A 21,551-nucleotide genomic window follows, 5' to 3' on the forward strand; every position below is an offset into this window, starting at 1 on the left:
GCGCCGAACGCGCAAAAATCTTCCAGTCTGGGTGGGAGGTATCGCGGGCCGGGGTCGGCCCGCCTTGATCTGGATCAATCCGCGGCGCGCTTGCGCAGGACATGGACCGAGCATTGCGCGTGGCGCACAACCCATGCCGCGGTCGATCCCAGAAGGATGTCGGACAGCTCCGGCTGGTGGGACGGGATCACGATGCAGTCCACCGCATGTTCGTCCGCCCAGTCGACGATGCTGCGTCCGACCCCGCCCTGCAGGGTCACCGCATCCTTGATGCCTATTTCCTGGGACAGGGCGGCAAGCTTGGTCTTGGCGTTCTCGAACGCCTGAGTGACGATATCGGCGGGGACGTAGACATCGATGCTGGTGGGGAAGGGGGCAACCACATTCAGAAGCGTGATCTTGCCTTGCGGCGCGAGCAGCGCCCGCGCCGTGGCAACGGACCGTTTGACTTTCTCGGTATCGGCGAGGTCAACAGGAACGAGGATATGAGGGTACATGACGATCTCCTTGCAGTCTGGTGCAAGAATCGCCGAATCCCGCGCGGCATACCTTGATTTGGGTCAAGTTTGCGGATGTTTGCCTGCCGCGCCCGCAAAGGCGCGCGCCGTCAGATGATCACGCCGCCATCGGCATCGTCGCCGGTCGCGTCCTGAAGCGCCGCAAGGTCGTTGATGACAAAGCTGCGGCGGTCGCTGAAGGTGATGATCCCGTCCTTTTTCATCAGCGAAAGCTGGCGGCTCACCGTTTCGATCGTCAGGCCGAGGAAATTCGCGATCTCCTCGCGCGTCAGCGGCAGGACGTGGCGCGGGGCGTCATGCGTCGGCACGGTGTCGCGGCGCACGATCATCTCGATGAAGGTCGCAATCTTTTCGCGCGCGGTCTTGCGACCCAGAAGCACCATCCACTCCCGCGCCGCGCTCAACTCATCAAGCGCCATCTCCATGACGCGGTGCGACAGGTGCGGCAGGTCCTCGACCAGCCGCTCGAACGGTTTACGCTCGAACCGGCAGAGGGTGACATCGGTCACGGCGGTCACGTCGAAATCCACCGTCTCGCGCCCCGGCCTGCCGATGAAGTCGGAGGGCAGCAAAAGGCCCACCATCTGGGTGCGCCCGTCTTCCAGCGTGCGCGACAGCGACGCGATGCCAAGCACGACGGACGAGAAGTATTTAAGGGTGTCGCCGCGCCAGACGATGGTCTGGCCCGCCTCGAACGTGACGTAGGACTTGGTCTTTTCGAGCAACTCCATCTCTTCGTCGTCGCAACGGGCGCAGATGGCGCGATGCCGGATCGGGCATTTGCCGCATCCGTCCCGTTCGTTGAACACAAAAGTCATGGATGATTGACCCAGATCAAGGTTGCCCGAAAAACCCGAGCATAGCCTTGTGTCATGGATCACGCAAACACACTCAGACGCTTCGGGCTTTTTGACGCCAAGGTCCCGCGCTACACCAGTTATCCGCCCGCGAACCGGTTCGAACCGGATGTCGGTGCCCAGAATCAGGGCAACTGGTTGCGGGCGGTGCCGCAGGACAAGCCCGTGTCGGTCTACGTCCACGTCCCGTTCTGCCGGCGGCTCTGCTGGTTCTGCGCCTGCCGGACGCAAGGCACCAAGACGCTGGCACCTGTCGAGGCCTATCTTGACGTGCTGTTCCGCGAAATCGACCTGGTCGCCGGGGCACTGGGCGAGGCGCGCCCGCCGATGGCGCGGCTGCACCTTGGCGGAGGAACGCCGACGCTTCTGAGCGGGGACATGATGACGCGGCTCATCGACCGGATCGACGCCGTGTTCGCCCGCAGTCCCGAGTTCGAGTTCTCGGTCGAGATAGACCCGACCGAGGCAGCGCAGGACGTGCTCGACGCGCTGGCGGAGAAGGGCATGACGCGCGCCAGCGTCGGCGTGCAGGATTTCGACCCCCGCGTGCAGAAGGCCATCGGGCGCGAGCAGGGTTTCGGGGTGACGCAGGACGTGATCACGCGCCTGCGGCGCAACGGCGTGCGCAGCTTGAACGTCGATCTTCTGTACGGGTTGCCCTACCAGACCTCGCTTGGATTGCTGGCGACGCTGAAACAGGTGGTGACGCTGTCGCCGGACCGGTTGGCGCTTTACGGCTATGCCCATGTCCCGCACATGAGCAAGCGGCAGGTGATGATACCCAGCGTCGCCCTGCCGGACCCCGAACGCCGCTACAAGATGTCGGCAATCGCGCGCGACCAGCTGGTTACCTGGGGGTTCGACGCGCTTGGCATCGACCATTTCGCGCGTCCCGGTGACAGCCTTGCCGTGGCCGCGCGAAACGGCCGGATGAAGCGCAATTTCCAGGGCTATACCGACGATCCCTGCGACACGCTGATCGGTCTTGGTGCTTCGGCGATATCGAGTTTCCCGCAGGGCTACAGCCAGAACGCGGTCCCGACCTCTGCCTACAACCAGCGGATCGGCGCGGGCGGGCTGGCGGGCCACAAGGGGCTTGTCCTGTCCGGGCAGGACCGGTTCGTGCGGGCGCTGATCTCAAGCCTGATGTGCGACGGCGCGATCGACCCCCGCCACATGGCCGAAACCTATCCGTCCTTCACCGGCGACCTGCGCGCGCGCCTTCTGGACCTCGACCGCACCTTTCCCGGCGCGCTGGAGCGCACGGGCGGGCAATTGCGCCTGAGGCCCGGACTGGAACCGCTGGCACGGCTTCTGGCCGCGCGGCTGGACACAAGCGGCACGCGCCCCGGCATCCACAGCCTCGCCGTCTGATCCCTTGCAACGCCCGGCTCCCGCGACACGGGAAAGGGCCATCGCACGTGGCCAATTCCTTGGCAGGGCCGTCGCGTTGCGGGGCGCGGAGGTATTTTGAGCATCGCCAAGGCTTGCAACTCCCTTTATATCCAGCGACATGCGAACTGCGCCACGGCGCGGACGTGATGGATTTTTTTCAGGACGATCATTTGCAATGGCGGGCAAGACTTTGAAAATCGTGGTGCTGGGCGGGTCCGGCTTCATCGGGGCCCATGTCCTGCGCGCCCTTTCGGGACGGGCGGATGTCGACCTGCACTGGGTCAGGCGGCACGCCACGCCATCGCCCGACATCGACGGGCTTCCGGCGCCGGTTCTAATCGAAGACCTCGAAGCCGTCGACATCAAGTGGCTGAGCGACGCCGATGTCATCGTCGACCTGGTGTCGCGCGGGCGCGGGCGAATGGTGCAGACGCGCGACATCAACCTGCGGATCCGGCCGCACCTGCGGATCATCGACGGACTGATCAACGCGGGCAGCCGCGCGCATTACATCCTGCTGTCGTCGGGCGGCGCGGTCTATGGCACGACGTCCGAGGCGGTGATCCACGAAACCCACCTGTGCAGCCCGCAAACCGAGTACGGGCTGGAAAAGGCCATCGTCGAGATGCACCTGCAGGCCGCCGCGCAAACCACGCTCGAGGCGACGATCCTGCGGGTGACCAACGCCTATGGCCTCGGCCAGCCGATCAAGCCCGGTTTCGGCGTGATCCCCACCATGGTCAGCGCGATGGATACCGGCACGCCCTTCCGCGTCTTCGGTTCGGGCGAGATGCAGCGCGACTACGTCAACGTCATCGACGTGCGCGGCGCCATCGAGGCCGCGATCAAGGTCGGCGGATCGGGCATCGTGAACATCGGCACTGGGCAGGGCACCTCGATCAACGACCTGATCGCGCTGGTGCAGGAATTGAGCGGCCGCGAACTGGCGCTGGAATTCGTCGAAAGCGGCACCGAGCCCGGCTTTGCCCAGCTCGACACGACCCGCGCCCGCGAGGTGCTGGGCTGGACGCCGACGATTTCGCTGCATGACGGGGTGCGGGAGATCCTCGAAGCGGCGGGGCTGGCCAGGGCCTAGGGTCGACCAGCGACCGGGGCCGGGGCAAAAAGAACATCAACATCGCCTCGCAAGGCGCTGATGAAGCAGGATTTTTCGGGATAGTGGCGGAGAGACAGGGATTCGAACCCTGGGTGGGCTTGCACCCACAACGGTTTTCGAGACCGCCCCGTTCGACCACTCCGGCACCTCTCCGCGGGGGTCTGGTGGCGGTCGTTTAGCGGTGGGTTTCCGCCTCTGCAAGCCGAAAACGCCCCTGTCGCGCCTGCCGGGCCTTGGAATACGCATGGCGAGAAGCTACCTCCTCCATGACCCCGCGTCCAATCGGAGCCCCGCATGATCCGCGCCACATTCGCCGCCCTGTCCCTTGCCGTCGTGCCGGGGCTCGCATGGTCCGAGCCGTCCCTGCCGGACCGGCTGCTCGACGCGATGGGTGTGGACGGGATCGTGGCGATCATGCGCGACGAGGGGCTTGCCTATGGTGACGAACTGGCCGCGCAGATGGTGCCCGGCGGCCCCGATGAAAGCTGGCGCGCGGCGGTCGCGCGCATCTATGACACCGACCGCATGACACAGACGGTGCGCGTCAATTTCGCCGAGGCGATCGACGGCACCGACATCACGCCGCTGATCGACTTCTTCGAAAGCCCCGGCGGGCGGCAGCTGATCTCGCTCGAACTGTCGGCGCGGGCGGCGATGATGGACGAGGCGGTCGAGGAAGCGGCGAAGGACGCCTTCCACGCCGCCGAGGAAAACCCCGACGACCGTTTCCGACAGATCACCGAGTTCGTAGAGGTCAACGACCTCGTGGATTCGAATGTGGTCGGCGCGCTCAACTCCAACATCGTCTTCTACCAGGGCCTCGTCGATGGCGGGGCGCTGGACCTTGGCGACGAGGACATCCTGCGCGACGTGTGGGAGCAGGAGGAAGAGACCCGCAGCGACACGCGCGAATGGGTCTACGGCTTCCTGCTGCTGGCCTACAAGCCGGTCGAGGATGACGTCCTGCAGGATTACATCGACCTGTCGGCGACCAAGGCGGGCATGGCGCTGAACCGGGCGCTCTTTGCCGGGTTCGACGCGATGTATTCCGACATTTCCTATGCGCTGGGCCGCGCCATCGCGCGCGAGATGCAGGTGCAGGACCTGTAGTCCGCGCACGACGGGCCCCGGACGAGAAACACCGTGGCCCTGATTGCGGGTTTGTCGCGGGACACGCCGGAAGGCTCTTGACTTTGGATGGCGTCTGCCGCATTGCGCGGGCTCGTTTCAATGACACGCCGGAAGGGCGTGCGCTGTTACCATGGCGCGGGGCGCGCGAAACAGCCCCCGCAGAAAACCGGAACCGGTGCCTCGGGACGCGAAAGACACAGGAGACGCGACATGTTCGCAGTCATGAAGACCGGCGGGAAGCAGTACCGGGTGCAATCCGGCGACACGCTGCAGATCGAGAAGCTTGCCGCGGATGCGGGTGAAACCGTGCAATTCAACGAGATCCTGATGCTGGGCGGTGACAAGGTCACCGTGGGCACGCCCGTGGTCGACGGCGCCGCTGTGCAGGCCGAGGTCGTGGACCAGGTCAAGGGCGACAAGGTCATCCACTTCGTCAAGCGCCGCCGCAAGCACGGCTCACAGCGCACGAAGGGCCACCGCCAGCAACTGACCATGGTGCGGATCACCGAGATCCTCGCATCGGGCGGTGACAAGACCGGCGTGAAGGCCGCCATCGGCGCGGGTTCGGTCGCAGCCGTGGCCGTCGCCGCGACCGAGGCGAAGAAGCCCGCCAAGAAAGCCGAGAAGAAGGCCGAGGCCCCCAAGGCCGAGAAGAAGGCCGAGGCCGCGCCGGCAGCGGACAGCGAAGGCACCAAGCCCGCCAACCTGCTGACCGAAGCGCGCGGCGGCAAGCCGGACGACCTGAAGAAGATTTCGGGCGTGGGTCCGAAGCTCGAAGGCCTGCTGCACGAGAACGGCGTGTTCCACTTCGACCAGATCGCGGCTTGGGGTTCGGACGAGATTGCCTATATGGATGATCGTCTGTCCTTCAAGGGCCGGATCGAGCGGGACAACTGGATTGAACAGGCGGCCGAGTTCGCCAAGGAAGCGGAGTAAGACCTCATGGCACACAAGAAAGCAGGCGGTTCATCCCGGAACGGGCGCGACTCTGCCGGTCGTCGCCTTGGCGTGAAACTCTTCGGTGGTCAGCATGCGATCCCCGGCAACATCATCGTGCGCCAGCGCGGCAACAAGTTCTGGCCGGGCGATGGCGTGGGCCAGGGCAAGGATCACACCATCTTCGCGACCGAAGAAGGCGCCGTGACCTTCCGCAAGGGTTTCAAGGGCCGCACGTATATTTCGGTTCTCCCAATGGCGGAGGCTGCCGAGTAAGCCGAACCCCCGATTTAGGGTTTTCTTGAAAGGGATCGGCGACACCGCCGGTCCCTTTTTCATTTTTAATTTGCGAGGTGGGCCATGACCCATCCCATTGAGGTCCTTCAGGATGGCGCGTTGCGTCTGCGCCCGGCGACGCCGGGTGATGTGCCCGCGATTGTCGCGGGTCTTGGCGATTTCGAGGTCGCGAAGTGGACGGCGGGCATCCCCCATCCCTTCGCCGAGGCCGACGTGAAGCTGGCCAACGAGGATGGCTCGCCGCTCTGGCCCGACGCCGGCGTGATCGAGTGGCAGGGTGCCTGCGTCGGAACGATGCGGGTGGACGGGCGGATCGGGTACTGGCTGGCGCGCAGGGCGTGGGGGCAGGGCATCACGACGCGCGCCGCACGGCTGATGCTGCGGGCGTATTTCGAACGGACCAAGGATGCGGGAGAGGTCTCGGCTTGCGTGTTCGAAGGCAATCCCGCCTCGGTCCGGGTGCTGGAAAAGCTGGGCTTCGTCCGCGCCGAGGGCGCCTGCACCGGGTTCTGCCGGGCACGGGGCGAGGACCTGCCGCAGACCAATTACCGCCTGACCCGCGACGCGTGGGAGGGTTTGGCATGAGCGTCGCCCTGGGCTCTTTCCTTGTCTTCGCCGCCGCGCAGGTGGGCTCTCCGGGTCCGGCCAACATGGCGCTTCTGGCGACGGGTGCGGCGCAGGGGTTCCGCCGGGCGCTGCCCTTCGTGGCGGGCGTGGCGTTGGGCAAGCAGCTGATCATCTGGCCCATCGGGTTCGGCGTGATGAGCGTGCTGGCGCGGTATCCGGCGGTGTTCGAGGCGCTGAAATGGGCGGCCGTCGCCTATATCTGCTGGCTCGCGTGGCGCGTGGCCTTCACGCGTCTGGCACCCGGGGCGGGGGGGCGCTCGCCCGGCCTGATGGCCGGTCTCGCCGTGCACCCGCTCAACCCCAAGGCCTGGGCGATGATCCTGACGGCCTTTACCGGCTTCGTCGATCCGGCGACACCCGCACTGATCGCCACCGCGACCGTCGCCGCCGGGTTCCTTGCCGTGCAACTGGTGCTGCACCCGGTCTGGGCCTATTTCGGCGACCGCCTTGCGCGCACCGTCGCGGGCACGCGGTACGAACGCGCCCTGATGGTCGGGCTTGCGGTGCTCATCGTTCTTTCAGTTCTCAACGTTCTGCTGGCGGGAGGAGAGACCCCATGACAGCTGCAACCATGACCGCGCAACCGGTGATCGAAACCGACCGGTTCGACCTGCGCCCGGTGCGCCATTCCGATGCGGGGCTGATTTCGCATTACGGGTCCGACCAGCGCATCGCGATGATGACCACGTCGATCCCCCATCCCCTGCCGCCCGGCGCGACCGAGGCATTCCTTGTCCGCGCGTTGAGCGGGGACCGGACCGAGGATGTCTGGGTCCTCGACGGCACCCGCACCGGCGGGCCCGAGGTGATGGGGCTGATGTCGCTGGAACGCCTGTCGGACGACCAGTCCGAGATCGGCTACTGGGTCGCGCCCGCCTTCTGGGGCAAGGGCGTGACGCGGGCAGGGCTCGACGCGCTGCTCGATACCAACCCGCAGGGGTGCAAGACGGTGTTCGGGTCGGTGTTCCAGGACAATCCCGTCTCTGCCAAGGTGCTGACCGATTGCGGTTTCGCCTATATCGGCGATGCCGAGGTCTATTGCGTGGCCCGTGCCGCAAACGTCCCCACCTGGACCTACCTGAGACAGATGTGACCCTTCCGGTGCTGAAAACCCGTCGGCTGGTTCTGCGCCGACCCGTGCCCGCCGACGGGGCGGCGCTGCGCAGGATCGCGGATGACCCGCTGGTGGCACGGTGGCTGTTGACCATGCCGCATCCCTACGGCCTGCCGGACGCGCAGGCATTCATCGCCCGCGTGGCCGACCAGCCGGTGTGGCTTGTAGAGGATGACAGCGGGCCGGTGGGTGTCGTGAACGCCGGGCACGAGTTGGGGTTCTGGTTCACCCCGCGCGTCTGGGGGCGCGGCTATGCCGGGGAGGCAAGCGCGGCGGCGCTCGACGATTTCTTCCATCGCCGCAATGGCACGGTGATCCCAAGCAGCCATGCCTATGGCAACTCCCGGTCACAGCGTGTGCTGGTCAAGCTGGGATTTTCCTACACCGGGCAAGACACGCCGCGCAAAGCCGAGTACGTGGGCGACGATGTCGTGTCGCGCGGGATGCGGTTGACCCGTGACGATTGGACCGCGCGCACCCCCGTGGCGCTGACGGCGGGGCCGCTGGTGCTGCGCCCCATGCAAAGCACGGATGCCGAGGCATTGCGGGACATCGTGACCCAGGCATCGGTGGGCCGCATGCTGTTCAGGTTCCCGCCCGACTGGACCACGGCGGAGGCCGGGGAGTTCATCGCGGCTACCTGTGACGCGTCGGCCCCGCCGTTTCGCCTGGGGGTCTACGCGGATGACAGGCTGATCGGGTCCGTCGGCGTGGATGCGGGTGACGCGCCCGACGTGTTCTACTTCCTCGACCCGGCGGCTCAGGGGCAGGGATATGGCCGCGCGGCGATGGTGGCCTTCTGCGCCAACCTGTTCGCGCGCTTCGGGCTCGCTTCGCTGACGGCGGACGTCTTCACCGACAACCCGGCCTCCGACCACATCCTGCGCTCCATCGGGTTCGAACGGACCGGCACGGGCATGGGCACATCCGCCGCGCGGGTTGAGCCTGCGCCCATTTGGCTCTATCGCCTGACCCGCAACGCATTCGAGGCCGCCACATGAAATTTCTCGACCTCTGCAAGGTCTATATCCGCTCCGGATCGGGCGGCGGCGGAGCGGTCAGCTTCCGGCGCGAGAAGTATATCGAATACGGCGGGCCAGATGGCGGTGACGGCGGCAAGGGCGGTTCGGTCTGGGCCGAGGCGGTCGAAGGCCTGAATACGCTGATCGATTTCCGCTACCAGCAGCACTGGTTCGCCGACAATGGTCGGCCCGGCATGGGCCAGAACCGCACCGGCCCCTCGGGCGACGACATCGTGCTGAAAGTGCCCGCCGGGACGGAAATCCTCGACGAGGACGAGGAAACCGTGATCGCCGACCTCGTCAACGTGGGCGACCGCGTCCTGCTGGCGCGCGGCGGCAATGGCGGCTTCGGCAACCTGCATTTCAAGACCTCGACCAACCAGGCCCCGCGCCACGCCAATCCCGGCCAGCCGGGGGTTGACCGCACGCTGTGGCTGCGGCTGAAACTGATCGCCGATGTGGGTCTTTTGGGCCTGCCCAACGCGGGCAAGTCGACCTTCCTTGCCGCGACCTCGAACGCGCGGCCCAAGATCGCCGATTACCCCTTCACCACGCTGCACCCCAACCTCGGCGTGGTGGGCATCGACAATACCGAGTTCGTGGTGGCCGACATCCCCGGCCTGATCGAAGGCGCGCATGAAGGCCGCGGCATCGGCGACCGCTTCCTCGGCCACGTGGAACGCTGCGCCGTGCTCTTGCACCTGGTCGACGGCACCGTGGATGACCCCGCCGCCGACTACCGCACCATCATCACCGAGCTTGAAGCCTATGGCGGCGACCTCGCCACCAAGCCGCGCATCACGGTGCTGAACAAGATCGACGCGCTCGACGACGAACTGACCGAGATGCAGCGCGCCGAAGTGGCCGAGGCCTCGGGCGGCGAGGTGATGGTGATGTCGGGCGTGTCGGGGCAGGGCGTGCCCGAGGTCCTGCGCGCGCTGCGCCGCGTGATCGATACCGAACGCCGCGCCGAACGCCCCGATGGCGGGGAGGACACGCCGTGGCACCCCTGAGCGAGGCCCGCCGCGTCGTCGTCAAGATCGGCTCGGCCCTACTTGTTGACCGCGATACGGGCGCTTTGCGCGACGCCTGGCTGACCGCCCTTGCCGCCGATGTCGCCGCGATCCGCGCGCGCGGCACGGACGTGGTGATCGTCTCGTCCGGCTCCATCGCGCTGGGCCGGGGCGTGCTTGGCCTCGGCTCCGACACGCTGCCGCTCGAACAATCGCAGGCCGCGGCGGCGGTGGGCCAGATCCGGCTCGCCCGCGCCTACGAGGATGCGCTGGGCCTGCACGGGCTGAAGACGGCGCAGGTCCTCGTCACGCTCGAAGACAGCGCCGACCGCCGCCGCTACCTCAACTCGCGCGCCACGCTGGGCCAGCTCCTGTCGCTGGGCGTCGTGCCCATCGTGAACGAGAACGACACCGTCGCCACCGACGAAATCCGGTTCGGCGACAATGACAGGCTGGCAGCCCAGATCGCGGTCACCGTCGGCGCCGATCACCTCATCCTGCTGTCCGACGTGGACGGTTTCTACACCGCCAACCCCGCCACCAACCCCAACGCCAAACGCTTCGACACGGTCGACCGCATCACCCCGGCGATCGAGGCGATGGCGGGTGACGCCGGCTCGGGCCTGTCCAAGGGCGGGATGAAGACCAAGCTGATGGCGGCCAAGACGGCCACGGCGGCAGGCTGCGCCATGGCCATCGCGCTGGGCACCCCAGACCATGCCCTTGCCGCGCTGGAAACAGGCGCCCCGGTCACATGGTTCACGCCGCAGACAGACCCGGCCTCGGCCCGCAAGGCATGGATCGCGGCGATGAAACCGCGCGGCGGCGTGCACCTCGACGCGGGCGCCGTCCGCGCGCTCTCCTCCGGCAAATCGCTCCTGCCCACTGGCGTCACCCGGATCGACGGCAGCTTCGAACGCGGTGACCCGGTCGCGGTGCTCGGCCCCGACGGGCAGGGCCTCGGGCAAGGCCTTACCCGCTACACCTCCGACGAGGCCGCCCGCATCCAGGGCCAGCACTCCTCCCGGTTCGAGGCGCTCTTGGGCTATCCCGGCCGCGCCGCGCTCATCCATCGCGACGATCTCGCTTTCTAGGCTTCTTCTCTTTACAAATATGTCCGCCGGAGGCTCCCTCCCGCGCCACGAGGACCACCCGATGAAAGATCTCAGCGACATCCCCGCCCTGATGGCCGACCTCGGCCAGCGCGCCAAGGCCGCCGCGGCAATCCTCGCCTTCGCCCCGGCCGACCGGAAACGCGCCGCGCTCGACGCCGCCGCCGAGGCGCTCACGCAAGGGAGCGACGAGGTCCTCGCCGCGAATGCAAAGGACCTCGATTATGGCCGGGACAAGGGGCTGTCGGAGGCGATGATGGATCGGCTGATGCTGGATGGGCCCCGGATCGCCGCCATGGCCGACGGCCTGCGCGCGGTCGCGGCGCAGGACGATCCGGTGGGCGAGGTGCTGGCCGAATGGGACCGGCCCTCGGGACTGCATATCCGCCGGGTCCGCACGCCGCTCGGCGTGATCGGCGTGATCTACGAATCACGACCCAACGTGACGGCGGATGCGGGCGCGCTGTGCCTGAAATCGGGCAACGCGGTGATCCTGAGAGGCGGGTCGGAAAGCTTCCATTCGTCGGGCGCGATCCATGCCTGCCTGCAGGCGGGCCTCCGCGCCGCCGGCCTGCCCGAGGACGCGATCCTGCGCGTGCCCACCCGCGACCGCGCCGCGGTGAGCGAGATGCTGACCATGACCGACTACATCGACGTGATCGTGCCGCGCGGCGGCAAGGGTCTTGTCGGCCTTGTCCAGCGCGAGGCGCGGGTGCCGGTCTTCGCCCATCTCGAAGGCATCGTGCACATCTATGTCGACAAGGCCGCCGATCCGCAGAAGACGCTTGACGTGGTGCTGAACGCCAAGACCCGCCGCACCGGCATCTGCGGTGCCGCCGAATGCCTGCTGATCCACCGCGACGTGGTGGACACGCTGGGGCAGGGCGTCATCCGCGCCCTGATCGACCGGGGCGTCGAAATGCGCGTGGACGAGGGGCTGGCGCATATCGAGGGCACGGTGCCCGCGAGTGAGGACGATTGGGGACGCGAATACCTCGACATGATCATGTCGGCGCGCGTCGTCGATGACGTGGACGGTGCCATCGCGCATATCAACCGCTACAGCTCCAGCCACACCGACTGCATCCTGACCGAGGATCAGCCCACCGCCGACCGCTTCTTCCAGCGGCTCGACAGCGCGATCCTGATGCACAACGCCTCGACCCAGTTCGCCGATGGCGGCGAATTCGGCATGGGGGCCGAGATCGGCATCGCCACCGGCAAGATGCATGCGCGCGGGCCGGTGGGCGCGGCCCAGCTCACCAGCTTCAAGTACCTCGTGACCGGCGACGGCACGGTGCGCGGATAAGGGGCACGGGCCGGTTTCGCGGCGCGTTTTCCGGGCAATCCGGCGTCTGGACTCATGCACCCGGTCCAACTGACGCTTTCCATTTGCGCACGAACCTGTTGCCTTTCGCGGCGTGTGACGGAAAGATGTCAGACGCCGGTTCCGCTATGCGTGCGCCGGCCGGTCGCCCGATAACAACAATGCGGCGGCCTGCATGAAAAAGGGAGAACTTCATGAAACGCAAAAACCTGACCGCGCTTCTCGCGGGCACCGCGATGGCGCTTTCGGCGCAGATGGCCGCGGCTGACGCGCATGGCGAGATTACCGTCGCCTACTTCCTGGAATGGCCGATGCCCTTCCAGTTCGCCAAGGTCGAAGGCATGTACGACGAAGCGCTGGGCATGAAAGTCAACTGGCGCGCGTTCGACTCGGGCGTCGCGATGTCCGCCGCGATGGCCTCGGGCGACATCCAGATCTCGGTCAGCCAGGGTCTGCCGCCCTTCGTGGTCGCCACCTCGGGTGGACAGGACCTGCAGATCGTCGACGTGGCCGTGTCCTATGCCGACAACGACAACTGCGTCGTCGCCTCGGCACTGGAAATCGACAAGGACAGCGCGTCGGAACTGGCCGGCAAGAAGGTCGCCGTTCCGCTCGGCACCGCGGCCCATTACGGCTACCTCAAGCAGATGGAACATTTCGGCGTTGATCCGGCGTCGATGGAAATCGTCAACATGAACCCGCCGGAAGGCGCGGCCGCGCTGGCACAGGGTGCCGTCGACATGGCCTGCGGCTGGGGCGGCTCGCTGCGCCGCATGAAAGAGCACGGCAACGTCCTGCTGACCGGCGACGAGAAGACCGAACTGGGCATCCTGGTGTTCGACGTGACCTCGGCGCCCGCGGGCTTCGTGGCCGAGAACGGCGACGTGATGGCGACATTCCTCAAGGTCACCGCCGACGCCAACGCGATGTGGGCGGACGAGGCGAACCACGCCAAGATGCTGCCGGTGATCGCAAAGGATGCGGGCATGGATGAACAGGCGACGATGGAAACCATCTCGACCTTCACCTTCCCGACCGTGGCAGACCAGCTGGGCGCGGGCTGGCTGGGCGGCAATGCCCAGTCCTTCATGAAAGGCGTCGCCGACGTCTTCGTGCAGGCCGGCTCGATCGACGGCGCTCTCGACACCTACGAGAATGCAGTCAACACCGGTCCGCTCGAAGCGATCGCGAACTGATCCGATACGACGACGGGCGCGCGGGAGGTCTCGCGCGCCCACCCGCTCCGGGCCGTGTCCGGGGCCGCTGCGCCAACCTCCGAAACATATGAGGACACCGTGTCCGACCTAGTGATCGACAACATCTCGATGCGCTTCGACCTGCCGAACGGCGATTACGTGCAGGCGTTGCAGGACGTGTCCCTGACGCTGCAGAGCGGGGAACTCATGTCCGTTCTTGGCCCGTCCGGATGCGGCAAGACGACCCTTCTGAACATCGTCGCGGGCTTTCTCGCCCCCACCTCGGGCGAAATCCGCCTGAACGGCGACCGGGTCGAGGGACCCGCCGCCGAACGCGGCATGGTGTTCCAGCAGGGCGCATTGTTCGAATGGATGAGCGTGCGCGACAACGTGGGCTTCGGCCCCAAGATGAAGGGCGCCCCCAAGGCGGAAAGCCGCGAGACGGTGGACCACCTGCTCGACGTGGTGGGCCTGCAGGATTTCAAGGAAAAGATGGTCTATGAACTGTCGGGCGGCATGCAGCAGCGCGTGGCACTGGCCCGCTGCCTTGCCAACGATCCCGACGTCATCCTGATGGACGAACCGCTCGGCGCGCTCGACGCGCTGACGCGCGAGAAGATGCAGGGCCTTGTCCTGAAGCTCTGGAAAGAGACGGGCAAGACCATCATCCTCATCACCCACTCGGTCGAAGAGGCTCTGCTGCTGGGCGAACGCCTGCTGGTCATGGCCCCGCGTCCGGGCCGCATTCACAAGGAATACCGTCTGCCCTTTGCCGATCTGGGCGTGGGCAAGGACCTGCGCGAGGTCAAGACGCATCCCGATTACGGGCCCAAGCGCGAGGAGATCCTGTCGATGATCTGGGACATGGAAGAAGAAATCATGGGCCGGACCGAGGAGGCAGGCGCATGATCCCCCTTCTGATCTACGTCGCCATCTTTGTTGGCGCCTTCTTTGCCGTGAAATTCATCGTGCGGCGCACCCAGCCGCGCGACTTCACCTCGCTCAAGACCGTGACATTCGGCGATGAAAGCGCCGTGCGCGCGGACAGGTGGGCCTCGATCATCTCGGTCGTGGCGCTGTTCGTGCTGTGGGGCATGTTCACCGGGTCGGCCCTGCTGCCGAAATTCCTGCACATGCCGGGGCCGTTCGTGGGCGATACCTCGTTCGCCTACACCGCCGAGGGGCCTGCCGGCACCGACGACGCGGTTGTCACGGTGCGCGTGCATCCCGTCGACCAGAAGCCCGACGCGCCCGAGGTCGATCCCGGCGACGGGTTTGCCAAGAACGACAGCGTCCTGATCGGGGCGTGGCGGTCCGGTCTTATCCTCTGGGACAAGAACGACGAGGCCAAGCGCAAGGCCGACGGTGCGAAGATCATCGCGATCGACGGCAAGCCCATTTCGGCCGGCGAACGCGTGCGCACCGCCAACGGCACCGTCGCGATTACTGATAAGGGCACGATCAACTTCACCCCCGCCAAGGGCATGCAGATGGAGCCGATCTGGCTGCCATCGCCCGAGGCCGTGTGGGCGCGGTTCATCGACCTCACGCAAGAGGGCTACCAGAACTTCACGGTGCTCGAACACCTTGGCTGGTCGCTCTTCCGCGTGGTCGTGGGCTTCTTCTTCGGGGCGCTGATCGGCATCCCGCTGGGCTACGCGATGGGTCTCAGCAACTGGTTCCGGGGCTGGTTCGACCCGATCGTGGAATTCATGCGGCCCGTGCCGCCGCTGGCCCTGATCCCGCTGGTCATCATCTGGTTCGGGATCGAGGAGGACGCCAAGATCATCCTGCTGTTCCTCGCCGCATTGTGGATCATGGCGATCGCCGCGCGGGCGGGGGTGTCGGGCGTGAACATTTCCAAGGTACACGCGGCCTATTCGCTGGGTGCCAGCAAGTGGCAGGTGATGCGCTACGTGATCGTGCCGAACTCGCTGCCCGAGATCTTCACCGGCGCGCGCGTCGCGATGGGGGTCTGCTGGGGCACCGTGGTTGCCGCCGAACTGGTCGCGGCGGAAAAGGGCGCGGGCATGATGATCATGGTCGCCTCGCGGTTCAACCTGACGGACATCGTGATCGTCGGCATCATCCTGATCGGCGTGATCGGGTACGGCATCGACATCCTGATGCGGCAGGCCGAGCGCTTCCTTGTTCCGTGGAAGGGCCGCGCCTGATCGGCGCCGCCCGGCGGCTTCACGGCTGAAACCGACCTGCGCGTGTCGTCTTTTTCATGGCGTCACGCGCAGTGCCTGTGCCAAGCTGCCACATGTGAGACATGTGAAACCCATGACCTACCAACCGCCGCCCGCGTCCGCCTGACGCGCCGGGCGCCGCCCGGTCTGTTTTGGCTTTCCGGGAGATTTCCATGTCCGCACCCAACATCCTCATCGTCATGGCCGACCAGCTGGCGCCGCATTTCACCGGCGCCTATGGCCATCCCGTCGTGCAGACGCCGCACATGAACCGGCTGGCCAAGCGCGGCATGCGGTTCGATGCGGCCTATTGCAATTCGCCGCTCTGCGCGCCATCCCGCGCGGCGTTCATGACGGGCAAGCACGTCTCGTCGATCCGCGCCTATGACAACGCCGCCGAACTGCCCTCGGCCACGCCGACCTTCGCGCATTACCTGCGCGAGGCGGGCTATCGCACCTGCCTGTCGGGCAAGATGCATTTCGTGGGCGCCGACCAGTTGCACGGGTTCGAAGAGCGGCTGACGACCGATGTCTACCCCGCCGACCTTGCGTGGATTCCCGACTGGCGCGCGCCGGACGAGCGGATCGACAAGTGGTACCACAACCTCGACAGCGTGATCGAGGCGGGGCCGGTCGCGACCTCGTTCCAGGTGGAATACGACGACGAGGCGACCTTCCTCGCCCGCCGCTGGGTGATCGAGCGCGCGATGCAGAAACAGGCGCCGTGGTGCATGGTCCTGTCGCTGATCCATCCGCACGATCCCTACCTGCCCACGCACGATTTCTGGGACCTCTACGACGCGGACGAGATCGACCTGCCCACCATCCCCGAGGCCGACGACCCGCAGACCCAGCGCATCCGCGCGGCCATCGGCACCGACCTTGTGCCGCCCCCGACCGAGGACCAGGTGCGCCGCGCGCGGCAGGGCTATTACGGCAATGTCAGCCACGTGGACCACAACCTTGGCATCATGCTGAAGGCGCTGAGGGAGACGGGGCAGCTGGACGACACGGTGGTGATCGTGACCTCGGACCACGGCGACATGCTGGGCGAGCGGGGCCTCTGGTACAAGATGACCCATTTCGAACACTCCGCCCGTGTGCCGCTGATCGTGGCCGGACCGGGGGTGGAGACGGGGACGTGTGACAGCCCCTGTTCGCTGGTCGACCTTGTGCCGACGTTGCTGGACCTTGGCGGCACCGCGCCGGAGCTTGGCCTGCCGCTGGAAGGCCGGTCACTGGTCCCCGAGTTGGCGGGAGAGACGACCGAGGGCGCCGCGATCTCGGAATACTGCGCCGAGGGCGTGGACGTGCCGCAGGTGATGATCCGCCGGGGCGCGTTCAAGTACATGGCCGCACCCGGCGATCCGCCGATGCTTTACGACGTGGAGAACGATCCCGAGGAGCAGGTGAACCTTGCCGACGATCCCGATTACGCCGACGAGGCCGCGTCCTTTGCCGCCGAGGTGGCCGACCGCTGGGATTTCGAGGCGCTGACGGCCGATGTCCTCGCCTACCAGGCGCAGCGGCAGGCGGTCTATCGCGGGATGCAGCACGGCCAGCCGACCCACTGGGACTGGCAGCCGCCGCGCGATGCGTCGAACGAATACGTGCGCAACCACATGGATTACCGCGTCGTGCAGGAAAAGGGGCGCTTTCCGCCGTTCCGGGGAGGGTCGGATGAGGCTTGAGCGCAAGATCGCCTTCGTCACCGGAGGGCGCGGCGGGATCGGGCGCGCGATCTGCGACCGCTTCGCGCGGGAGGGCGCGACCGTCTATGCGGGTGACCTCACCGAGGACGGATCGCTCGCCGGCCCTGATGGGCCGTCTCGCTTCGTACCGCTGGACGTGACCGATGAGGCGTCGGTGAAGGCCGCTGTGACGGAGGTCGGCGACCGGCTCGACATCCTCGTCAACGCGGCCGGGATCGAGATCGAGAAGACCATCGAGGAGACGTCGCTGGAGGAATGGAACCGCTCCTTCGCGGTGAACGTGACCGGCACCTTCCTGACGTCGAAGCATTTCCTGCCGCTTCTGCGGAAGGGGCAGGGGCCGTCGATCGTGAATTTCGGGTCCTATGACGGGTTCATCGCCGATCCCGGCCTTGCGGCCTATTGCGCGACCAAAGGCGCGGTGCACGCGCTGACCCGCGCCATGGCCTGCGATCACGGGCCGGAGGGCATCCGCGTGAACGCGGTCTGTCCCGGTTACGTGGACACGCCCATGCTGCAATCCTTTTTCACGGGCGAAGGCTCGGGCGGCGGCGGCAAGACCATCGACGCGCTGCAACAGGCCGTGCGCGACGTGCACCCGATGCGCACCTACGGCACGCCCGAGGACGTGGCGAACCTTGTCCTGTGGCTGGCGTCCGACGAGGCGCGGTATGCGAGCGGGCAATTGTGGGTGCTGGATGGCGGGCTGAGCGCGCAGGTCCAGCAGATGAAGCTTTAGGAGGGGACGGGGATGCAGACGAACATGCTGATCAATGGCGAACTGGTCGCGGGCGAGGGCGAAGCGCTGGAGGTGGTGAACCCCTCGACCGGGGAAGCGATCACGTGGGTGTCCGAGGCGTCCGAGGCGCAGCTGGACGCGGCGGTCGCCACCTGTGCCGAGGCGTTCGAAAGCTACAGCCAGGTCACGCCCGGCGAGCGGGCCGAATTGCTTCTGACCATCGCGCAGGTGATCGAGGACAACCAGGACGAGCTGGCGGAGCTGGAAAGCCTCGACGTGGGCAAGCCGTGGCCGTCGGCCCGCGACGACGAGATGCCGCTGACCATCGACACCTACCGCTTCATGGCGGGTGCGGCGCGCACGATGTCGGGGTCGGCCACGGCGGAATACGTGGCGGGGCATACCAGCATGATCCGACGCGACCCGGTGGGTCCGGTCGCGGCCATCGCGCCGTGGAACTACCCGATGATGATGGCCGCGTGGAAGATCGCCGCGCCCCTTGCGGCGGGCTGCACGATGGTGCTGAAACCGTCCGAGATCACGCCGCTATCGACCCTGCGGCTGGGTGAATTGCTGGCCGACGTCGTGCCGAAGGGCGTGCTGAACATCGTGCACGGGCGCGGGCCGTCCATCGGGGACCGGCTGATCAACGCCCCCGCGATGGAGGCGATCACGATCACCGGCTCCCCCGCGACGGGCAAGGCCGCGATGCGCGCGGCCAGCCAGCAGATCCGGCACGTGCACCTCGAACTCGGCGGCAAGGCCCCTGTCATCGTCTTTGACGATGCCGATCTGGACGCGGTGGTCGAGACGATCCGCTATGGCGCGTTCTTCAATGCCGGGCAGGATTGCGCCCAGCCGACACGCATCATGGTGCAGGCGGGCCTCTATGACCGGCTGGTGGCCGCCGCGGCGGACGCTGTGGGCCAGATCAAGACGGGTGCGCCCCATGCCGACGGGACCGAGATGGGGCCGCTCGTCAACGCCGTGCAGCGCGACCGCGTGGCGGGCTTCGTCGAGGCTGCGCGCGGCTCGGTCGAGGTCGTGCAGGGCGGCAGCGCGGGCGAGGGGGCGGGGTATTTCTACCAGCCAACGGTGCTCGCCAATGTCGACAACGCCGCCGACGTCGCGCAGATGGAAATCTTCGGCCCGGTGGTCACGATCAGCCGCTTTTCCGAGGCCGAAGAGGCGCTGAAGATCGCCAATGCCAGCGGCTATGGGCTCGCATCCAGCGTCTGGACCCGCGACGTGGGCGTGGCCATGCAGATGTCGGCGCGGCTGCGGTACGGCATGACATGGGTCAACACCCACGGGATGCCCTGCGCCGAGATGCCGTGGGCCGCGATGAAAGGGTCGGGCACGGGGTGCGACATGTCCGTCTACGGGCTCGACGCCTATACCTCGGTCCGGCACGTGATGGTGGCGCATTGAGGCTTGCGGGCAAACGCGCGCTGGTCACGGGCGGCGGCGGCGGGATCGGCCTTGGCATCGTCGAGGCGTTCCGCGCCGAAGGGGCCGAAGTGTTTGCCTGCGGGCGCACGCCGCGGGACCTGGCTGGGTGGGTCACCTGTGACGTGAGCGATGCTGCGCAAGTCGCTGCAATGCTGTCGGAAATCGGTGATCTGGACGTGCTGGTGAACAATGCGGGCGTGCAGGTCGAGAAGACCGTGGCCGACAGCACCGATGACGATTGGGACGCGGTCGTCGGGATCAATTGCCGGGGGGTGTTCAACACCTGTCGCGCCGCGATCCCGCGCATGCGCGCGGGCGGGTCGATCATCAATATCGGGTCGATCTCGGGCCATGTCGCGGACCCGTCGATGGCGCTTTACAACGGGTCGAAGGCGTTCGTGCACGGGCTGACGCGGTCCATCGCGGTGGATCATGGCCCCGCGATCCGGTGCAACGCGATCTGTCCGGGGTGGATCGAAACGGGCATGCTGGAGGCCGGGTTCGCCTTGGCCGACGACCCGGCGGCGGCGCGGGCGGATGCGCTGGCGCGCCACCCCGTGCGCCGGTTCGGCCAGCCGGCGGATATTGCCGCGATGGCGGTCTGGCTGGCCTCGGACGCGGCGGCGTTCGCGTCGGGCCAGATGTTCACGGTGGACGGGGGCATGACCGCCGCCTCGCCCATCCAACCGGGAGGAGGGTAAGCGATGCGCGAACCGATCGGGATACTTGGCGCGGGCGTGATCGGCGCCAGCTGGACGGCCCTGTTCTGTGCGGGTGGCCACCCCGTCCGGGTGTTCGACCCGGTCGACGGGGCCGAGGCCTTCGTGCGCCGCTACGTGGCCGACGCGTGGCCGGTTTTGCAGGATCTTGGGTTGACGGGGGCCGACGCACCGCCGCAATTCGATTTCGTGCAGAACGCGAAGGACGCCGTGAAGGACGCTGTTTTCATTCAGGAAAACGTGCCTGAACGGTTGCCTGTCAAACATGCGCTGTACCAGGAGATCGAGCCGCACCTGCGGCAGGACGCGGTCATCGCAACCTCCGCTTCGGGCCTGATGCTGAGCGAGTTGCAGGAGGCGTGGGACGACCCCGCGCCGCTGATCCTTGGCCATCCGTTCAACCCGCCGCACCTGATCCCGCTGGTCGAGGTGATGGGCAACGACCACACCCGCCCCGGCGCGGTCGAGGTGGCAGAGGCGCTCTATGCCGCCAACGGCAAGGTCACGATCCGGGTGCAGAAAGAGGTCCCCGGCCACGTCGCCAACCGCCTGCAGGCGGCCTTGTGGCGCGAGGCGATCAACCTTGCGCGCGACGGGGTCGCAAGCGTCGGCGATATCGACAAGGCGATCTGGTCGGGGCCGGGATTAAGGTGGGCGGCGGGCGGTCCGACAACGCTCTGGCACATGGCTGCCGGACCGGGCGGGATCGCGGAATACTGCGCCCGCTACGGGCCGAGCTTTGATCGCTGGTGGGCGGACATGAAAGACGCCCGCATGACGCCTGAGGTCATCCGGATGCTGGCAGACGGCGTGGCCGAGGCGACGGATGGCCGCGACCTTGAAAGCCTTGCGACCGCGCGCGATGACCTGATCACGGCCATGCTGCGCGCAACGGCTGGAAAGCCCCGCATCTAGGTTGCGCCGGAACGGGCGAGGCGGGTCAGCACCGCCGGGCTGGTTCGTGCGCATCCTCGGCGGGACACGCTCACGTTGTTCCCGATGCGGGGCGAGGAGCTTGCGGGGCCGCAGGCATCAGGCGCTTGCGACAATCGCCCGTTCCGCGTGCAAAGCACGT

General features: G+C 66.9%; 22 protein-coding genes and 1 tRNA gene. 20 read left to right on the forward strand and 3 right to left on the reverse strand.

The window, feature by feature from the left end:
* Window positions 1-74 precede the first annotated feature (74 nt).
* Together ATO11_RS00950 and fnrL are read right to left on the reverse strand one after the other, a co-directional pair.
* Window positions 75-497, reverse strand: coding sequence for a universal stress protein (locus tag ATO11_RS00950; protein WP_050528961.1), 423 nt, complete (start codon window positions 495-497; stop codon window positions 75-77).
* 110 nt (window positions 498-607) lie between these two features.
* Window positions 608-1,336, reverse strand: a complete 729-nt coding sequence (fnrL, locus tag ATO11_RS00955; protein ID WP_050528962.1) for a transcriptional regulator FnrL — start codon at window positions 1,334-1,336, stop codon at window positions 608-610.
* Window positions 1,337-1,390: 54 nt separating this feature from the next.
* Between fnrL and hemN the strand changes: the two genes are divergently transcribed.
* Window positions 1,391-2,749 carry an oxygen-independent coproporphyrinogen III oxidase gene (hemN, locus tag ATO11_RS00960; protein ID WP_050528963.1) on the forward strand — a complete coding sequence of 453 codons (1,359 nt, stop codon included), beginning with the start codon at window positions 1,391-1,393 and terminating at the stop codon, window positions 2,747-2,749.
* 196 nt (window positions 2,750-2,945) lie between these two features.
* A complete protein-coding gene (locus tag ATO11_RS00965; RefSeq protein ID WP_050528964.1) occupies window positions 2,946-3,866 on the forward strand; it encodes an NAD-dependent epimerase/dehydratase family protein in 921 nt (306 codons plus the stop codon).
* An 84-nt stretch (window positions 3,867-3,950) separates the two neighbouring features.
* On the opposite strand, the gene ATO11_RS00970 is transcribed toward ATO11_RS00965, so the two are convergent.
* A tRNA-Ser gene (locus tag ATO11_RS00970) sits at window positions 3,951-4,040 on the reverse strand.
* Window positions 4,041-4,181: 141 nt separating this feature from the next.
* Between ATO11_RS00970 and ATO11_RS00975 the strand changes: the two genes are divergently transcribed.
* The 18 genes from ATO11_RS00975 (at window position 4,182) to ATO11_RS01060 (ending at window position 21,391) form a co-directional block, all read left to right on the forward strand.
* A complete protein-coding gene (locus tag ATO11_RS00975) occupies window positions 4,182-4,997 on the forward strand; it encodes a DUF2059 domain-containing protein (protein ID WP_050528965.1) in 816 nt (271 codons plus the stop codon).
* Window positions 4,998-5,228: 231 nt separating this feature from the next.
* Window positions 5,229-5,954 carry a 50S ribosomal protein L21 gene (locus ATO11_RS00980; protein ID WP_050528966.1) on the forward strand — a complete coding sequence of 242 codons (726 nt, stop codon included), beginning with the start codon at window positions 5,229-5,231 and terminating at the stop codon, window positions 5,952-5,954.
* A gap of 6 nt (window positions 5,955-5,960) precedes the next feature.
* Complete coding sequence (rpmA, locus tag ATO11_RS00985; protein ID WP_050528967.1) at window positions 5,961-6,230, forward strand: 50S ribosomal protein L27; 270 nt, start codon at window positions 5,961-5,963, stop codon at window positions 6,228-6,230.
* A gap of 84 nt (window positions 6,231-6,314) precedes the next feature.
* A complete protein-coding gene (locus tag ATO11_RS00990) occupies window positions 6,315-6,836 on the forward strand; it encodes a GNAT family N-acetyltransferase (protein WP_050528968.1) in 522 nt (173 codons plus the stop codon).
* A complete protein-coding gene (locus ATO11_RS00995) occupies window positions 6,833-7,438 on the forward strand; it encodes a LysE family translocator (RefSeq protein WP_050528969.1) in 606 nt (201 codons plus the stop codon). The genes ATO11_RS00990 and ATO11_RS00995 overlap by 4 nt, the downstream gene beginning before the upstream one ends.
* A complete protein-coding gene (locus ATO11_RS01000; RefSeq protein WP_050528970.1) occupies window positions 7,435-7,971 on the forward strand; it encodes a GNAT family N-acetyltransferase in 537 nt (178 codons plus the stop codon). The genes ATO11_RS00995 and ATO11_RS01000 overlap by 4 nt, the downstream gene beginning before the upstream one ends.
* 8 nt (window positions 7,972-7,979) lie before the next feature.
* Window positions 7,980-8,993, forward strand: a complete 1,014-nt coding sequence (locus tag ATO11_RS01005) for a GNAT family N-acetyltransferase (protein ID WP_207382925.1) — start codon at window positions 7,980-7,982, stop codon at window positions 8,991-8,993.
* Window positions 8,990-10,027, forward strand: a complete 1,038-nt coding sequence (gene obgE / locus ATO11_RS01010; RefSeq protein ID WP_050528972.1) for a GTPase ObgE — start codon at window positions 8,990-8,992, stop codon at window positions 10,025-10,027. Before ATO11_RS01005 ends, obgE begins: the two co-directional genes overlap by 4 nt.
* Window positions 10,015-11,121: a glutamate 5-kinase gene (proB, locus tag ATO11_RS01015; protein ID WP_050528973.1), complete on the forward strand. Its 1,107-nt coding sequence runs from the start codon at window positions 10,015-10,017 to the stop codon at window positions 11,119-11,121. The genes obgE and proB overlap by 13 nt, the downstream gene beginning before the upstream one ends.
* A gap of 61 nt (window positions 11,122-11,182) precedes the next feature.
* Entirely contained in the window at window positions 11,183-12,448 is a 1,266-nt protein-coding gene (locus ATO11_RS01020; protein ID WP_050529391.1) for a glutamate-5-semialdehyde dehydrogenase, read from the forward strand.
* Between the two features lie 212 nt (window positions 12,449-12,660).
* A complete protein-coding gene (locus tag ATO11_RS01025; RefSeq protein WP_050528974.1) occupies window positions 12,661-13,662 on the forward strand; it encodes a taurine ABC transporter substrate-binding protein in 1,002 nt (333 codons plus the stop codon).
* Window positions 13,663-13,791: 129 nt separating this feature from the next.
* A complete protein-coding gene (locus ATO11_RS01030; protein WP_423212693.1) occupies window positions 13,792-14,571 on the forward strand; it encodes a taurine ABC transporter ATP-binding protein in 780 nt (259 codons plus the stop codon).
* Window positions 14,568-15,836, forward strand: a complete 1,269-nt coding sequence (locus ATO11_RS01035; RefSeq protein WP_050528975.1) for an ABC transporter permease — start codon at window positions 14,568-14,570, stop codon at window positions 15,834-15,836. The genes ATO11_RS01030 and ATO11_RS01035 overlap by 4 nt, the downstream gene beginning before the upstream one ends.
* Before the next feature lie 191 nt (window positions 15,837-16,027).
* Complete coding sequence (betC, locus tag ATO11_RS01040) at window positions 16,028-17,545, forward strand: choline-sulfatase (protein WP_207382926.1); 1,518 nt, start codon at window positions 16,028-16,030, stop codon at window positions 17,543-17,545.
* Window positions 17,535-18,305 carry an SDR family NAD(P)-dependent oxidoreductase gene (locus tag ATO11_RS01045; RefSeq protein WP_050528976.1) on the forward strand — a complete coding sequence of 257 codons (771 nt, stop codon included), beginning with the start codon at window positions 17,535-17,537 and terminating at the stop codon, window positions 18,303-18,305. The genes betC and ATO11_RS01045 overlap by 11 nt, the downstream gene beginning before the upstream one ends.
* 12 nt (window positions 18,306-18,317) lie before the next feature.
* The gene (locus tag ATO11_RS01050) at window positions 18,318-19,736 is read left to right on the forward strand and encodes an aminobutyraldehyde dehydrogenase (protein WP_050528977.1); all 1,419 of its coding nucleotides are present in this window, start codon (window positions 18,318-18,320) and stop codon (window positions 19,734-19,736) included.
* Window positions 19,733-20,458, forward strand: a complete 726-nt coding sequence (locus ATO11_RS01055; protein WP_050528978.1) for an SDR family NAD(P)-dependent oxidoreductase — start codon at window positions 19,733-19,735, stop codon at window positions 20,456-20,458. Before ATO11_RS01050 ends, ATO11_RS01055 begins: the two co-directional genes overlap by 4 nt.
* Before the next feature lie 3 nt (window positions 20,459-20,461).
* Complete coding sequence (locus ATO11_RS01060) at window positions 20,462-21,391, forward strand: 3-hydroxyacyl-CoA dehydrogenase NAD-binding domain-containing protein (protein WP_050528979.1); 930 nt, start codon at window positions 20,462-20,464, stop codon at window positions 21,389-21,391.
* The last annotated feature ends 160 nt before the right edge of the window (window positions 21,392-21,551 follow it).

The sequence above is a fragment of the Pseudaestuariivita atlantica genome (genome assembly GCF_001205715.1).
In the GTDB taxonomy this organism is placed as follows: Bacteria; Pseudomonadota; Alphaproteobacteria; order Rhodobacterales; family Rhodobacteraceae; genus Pseudaestuariivita; species Pseudaestuariivita atlantica.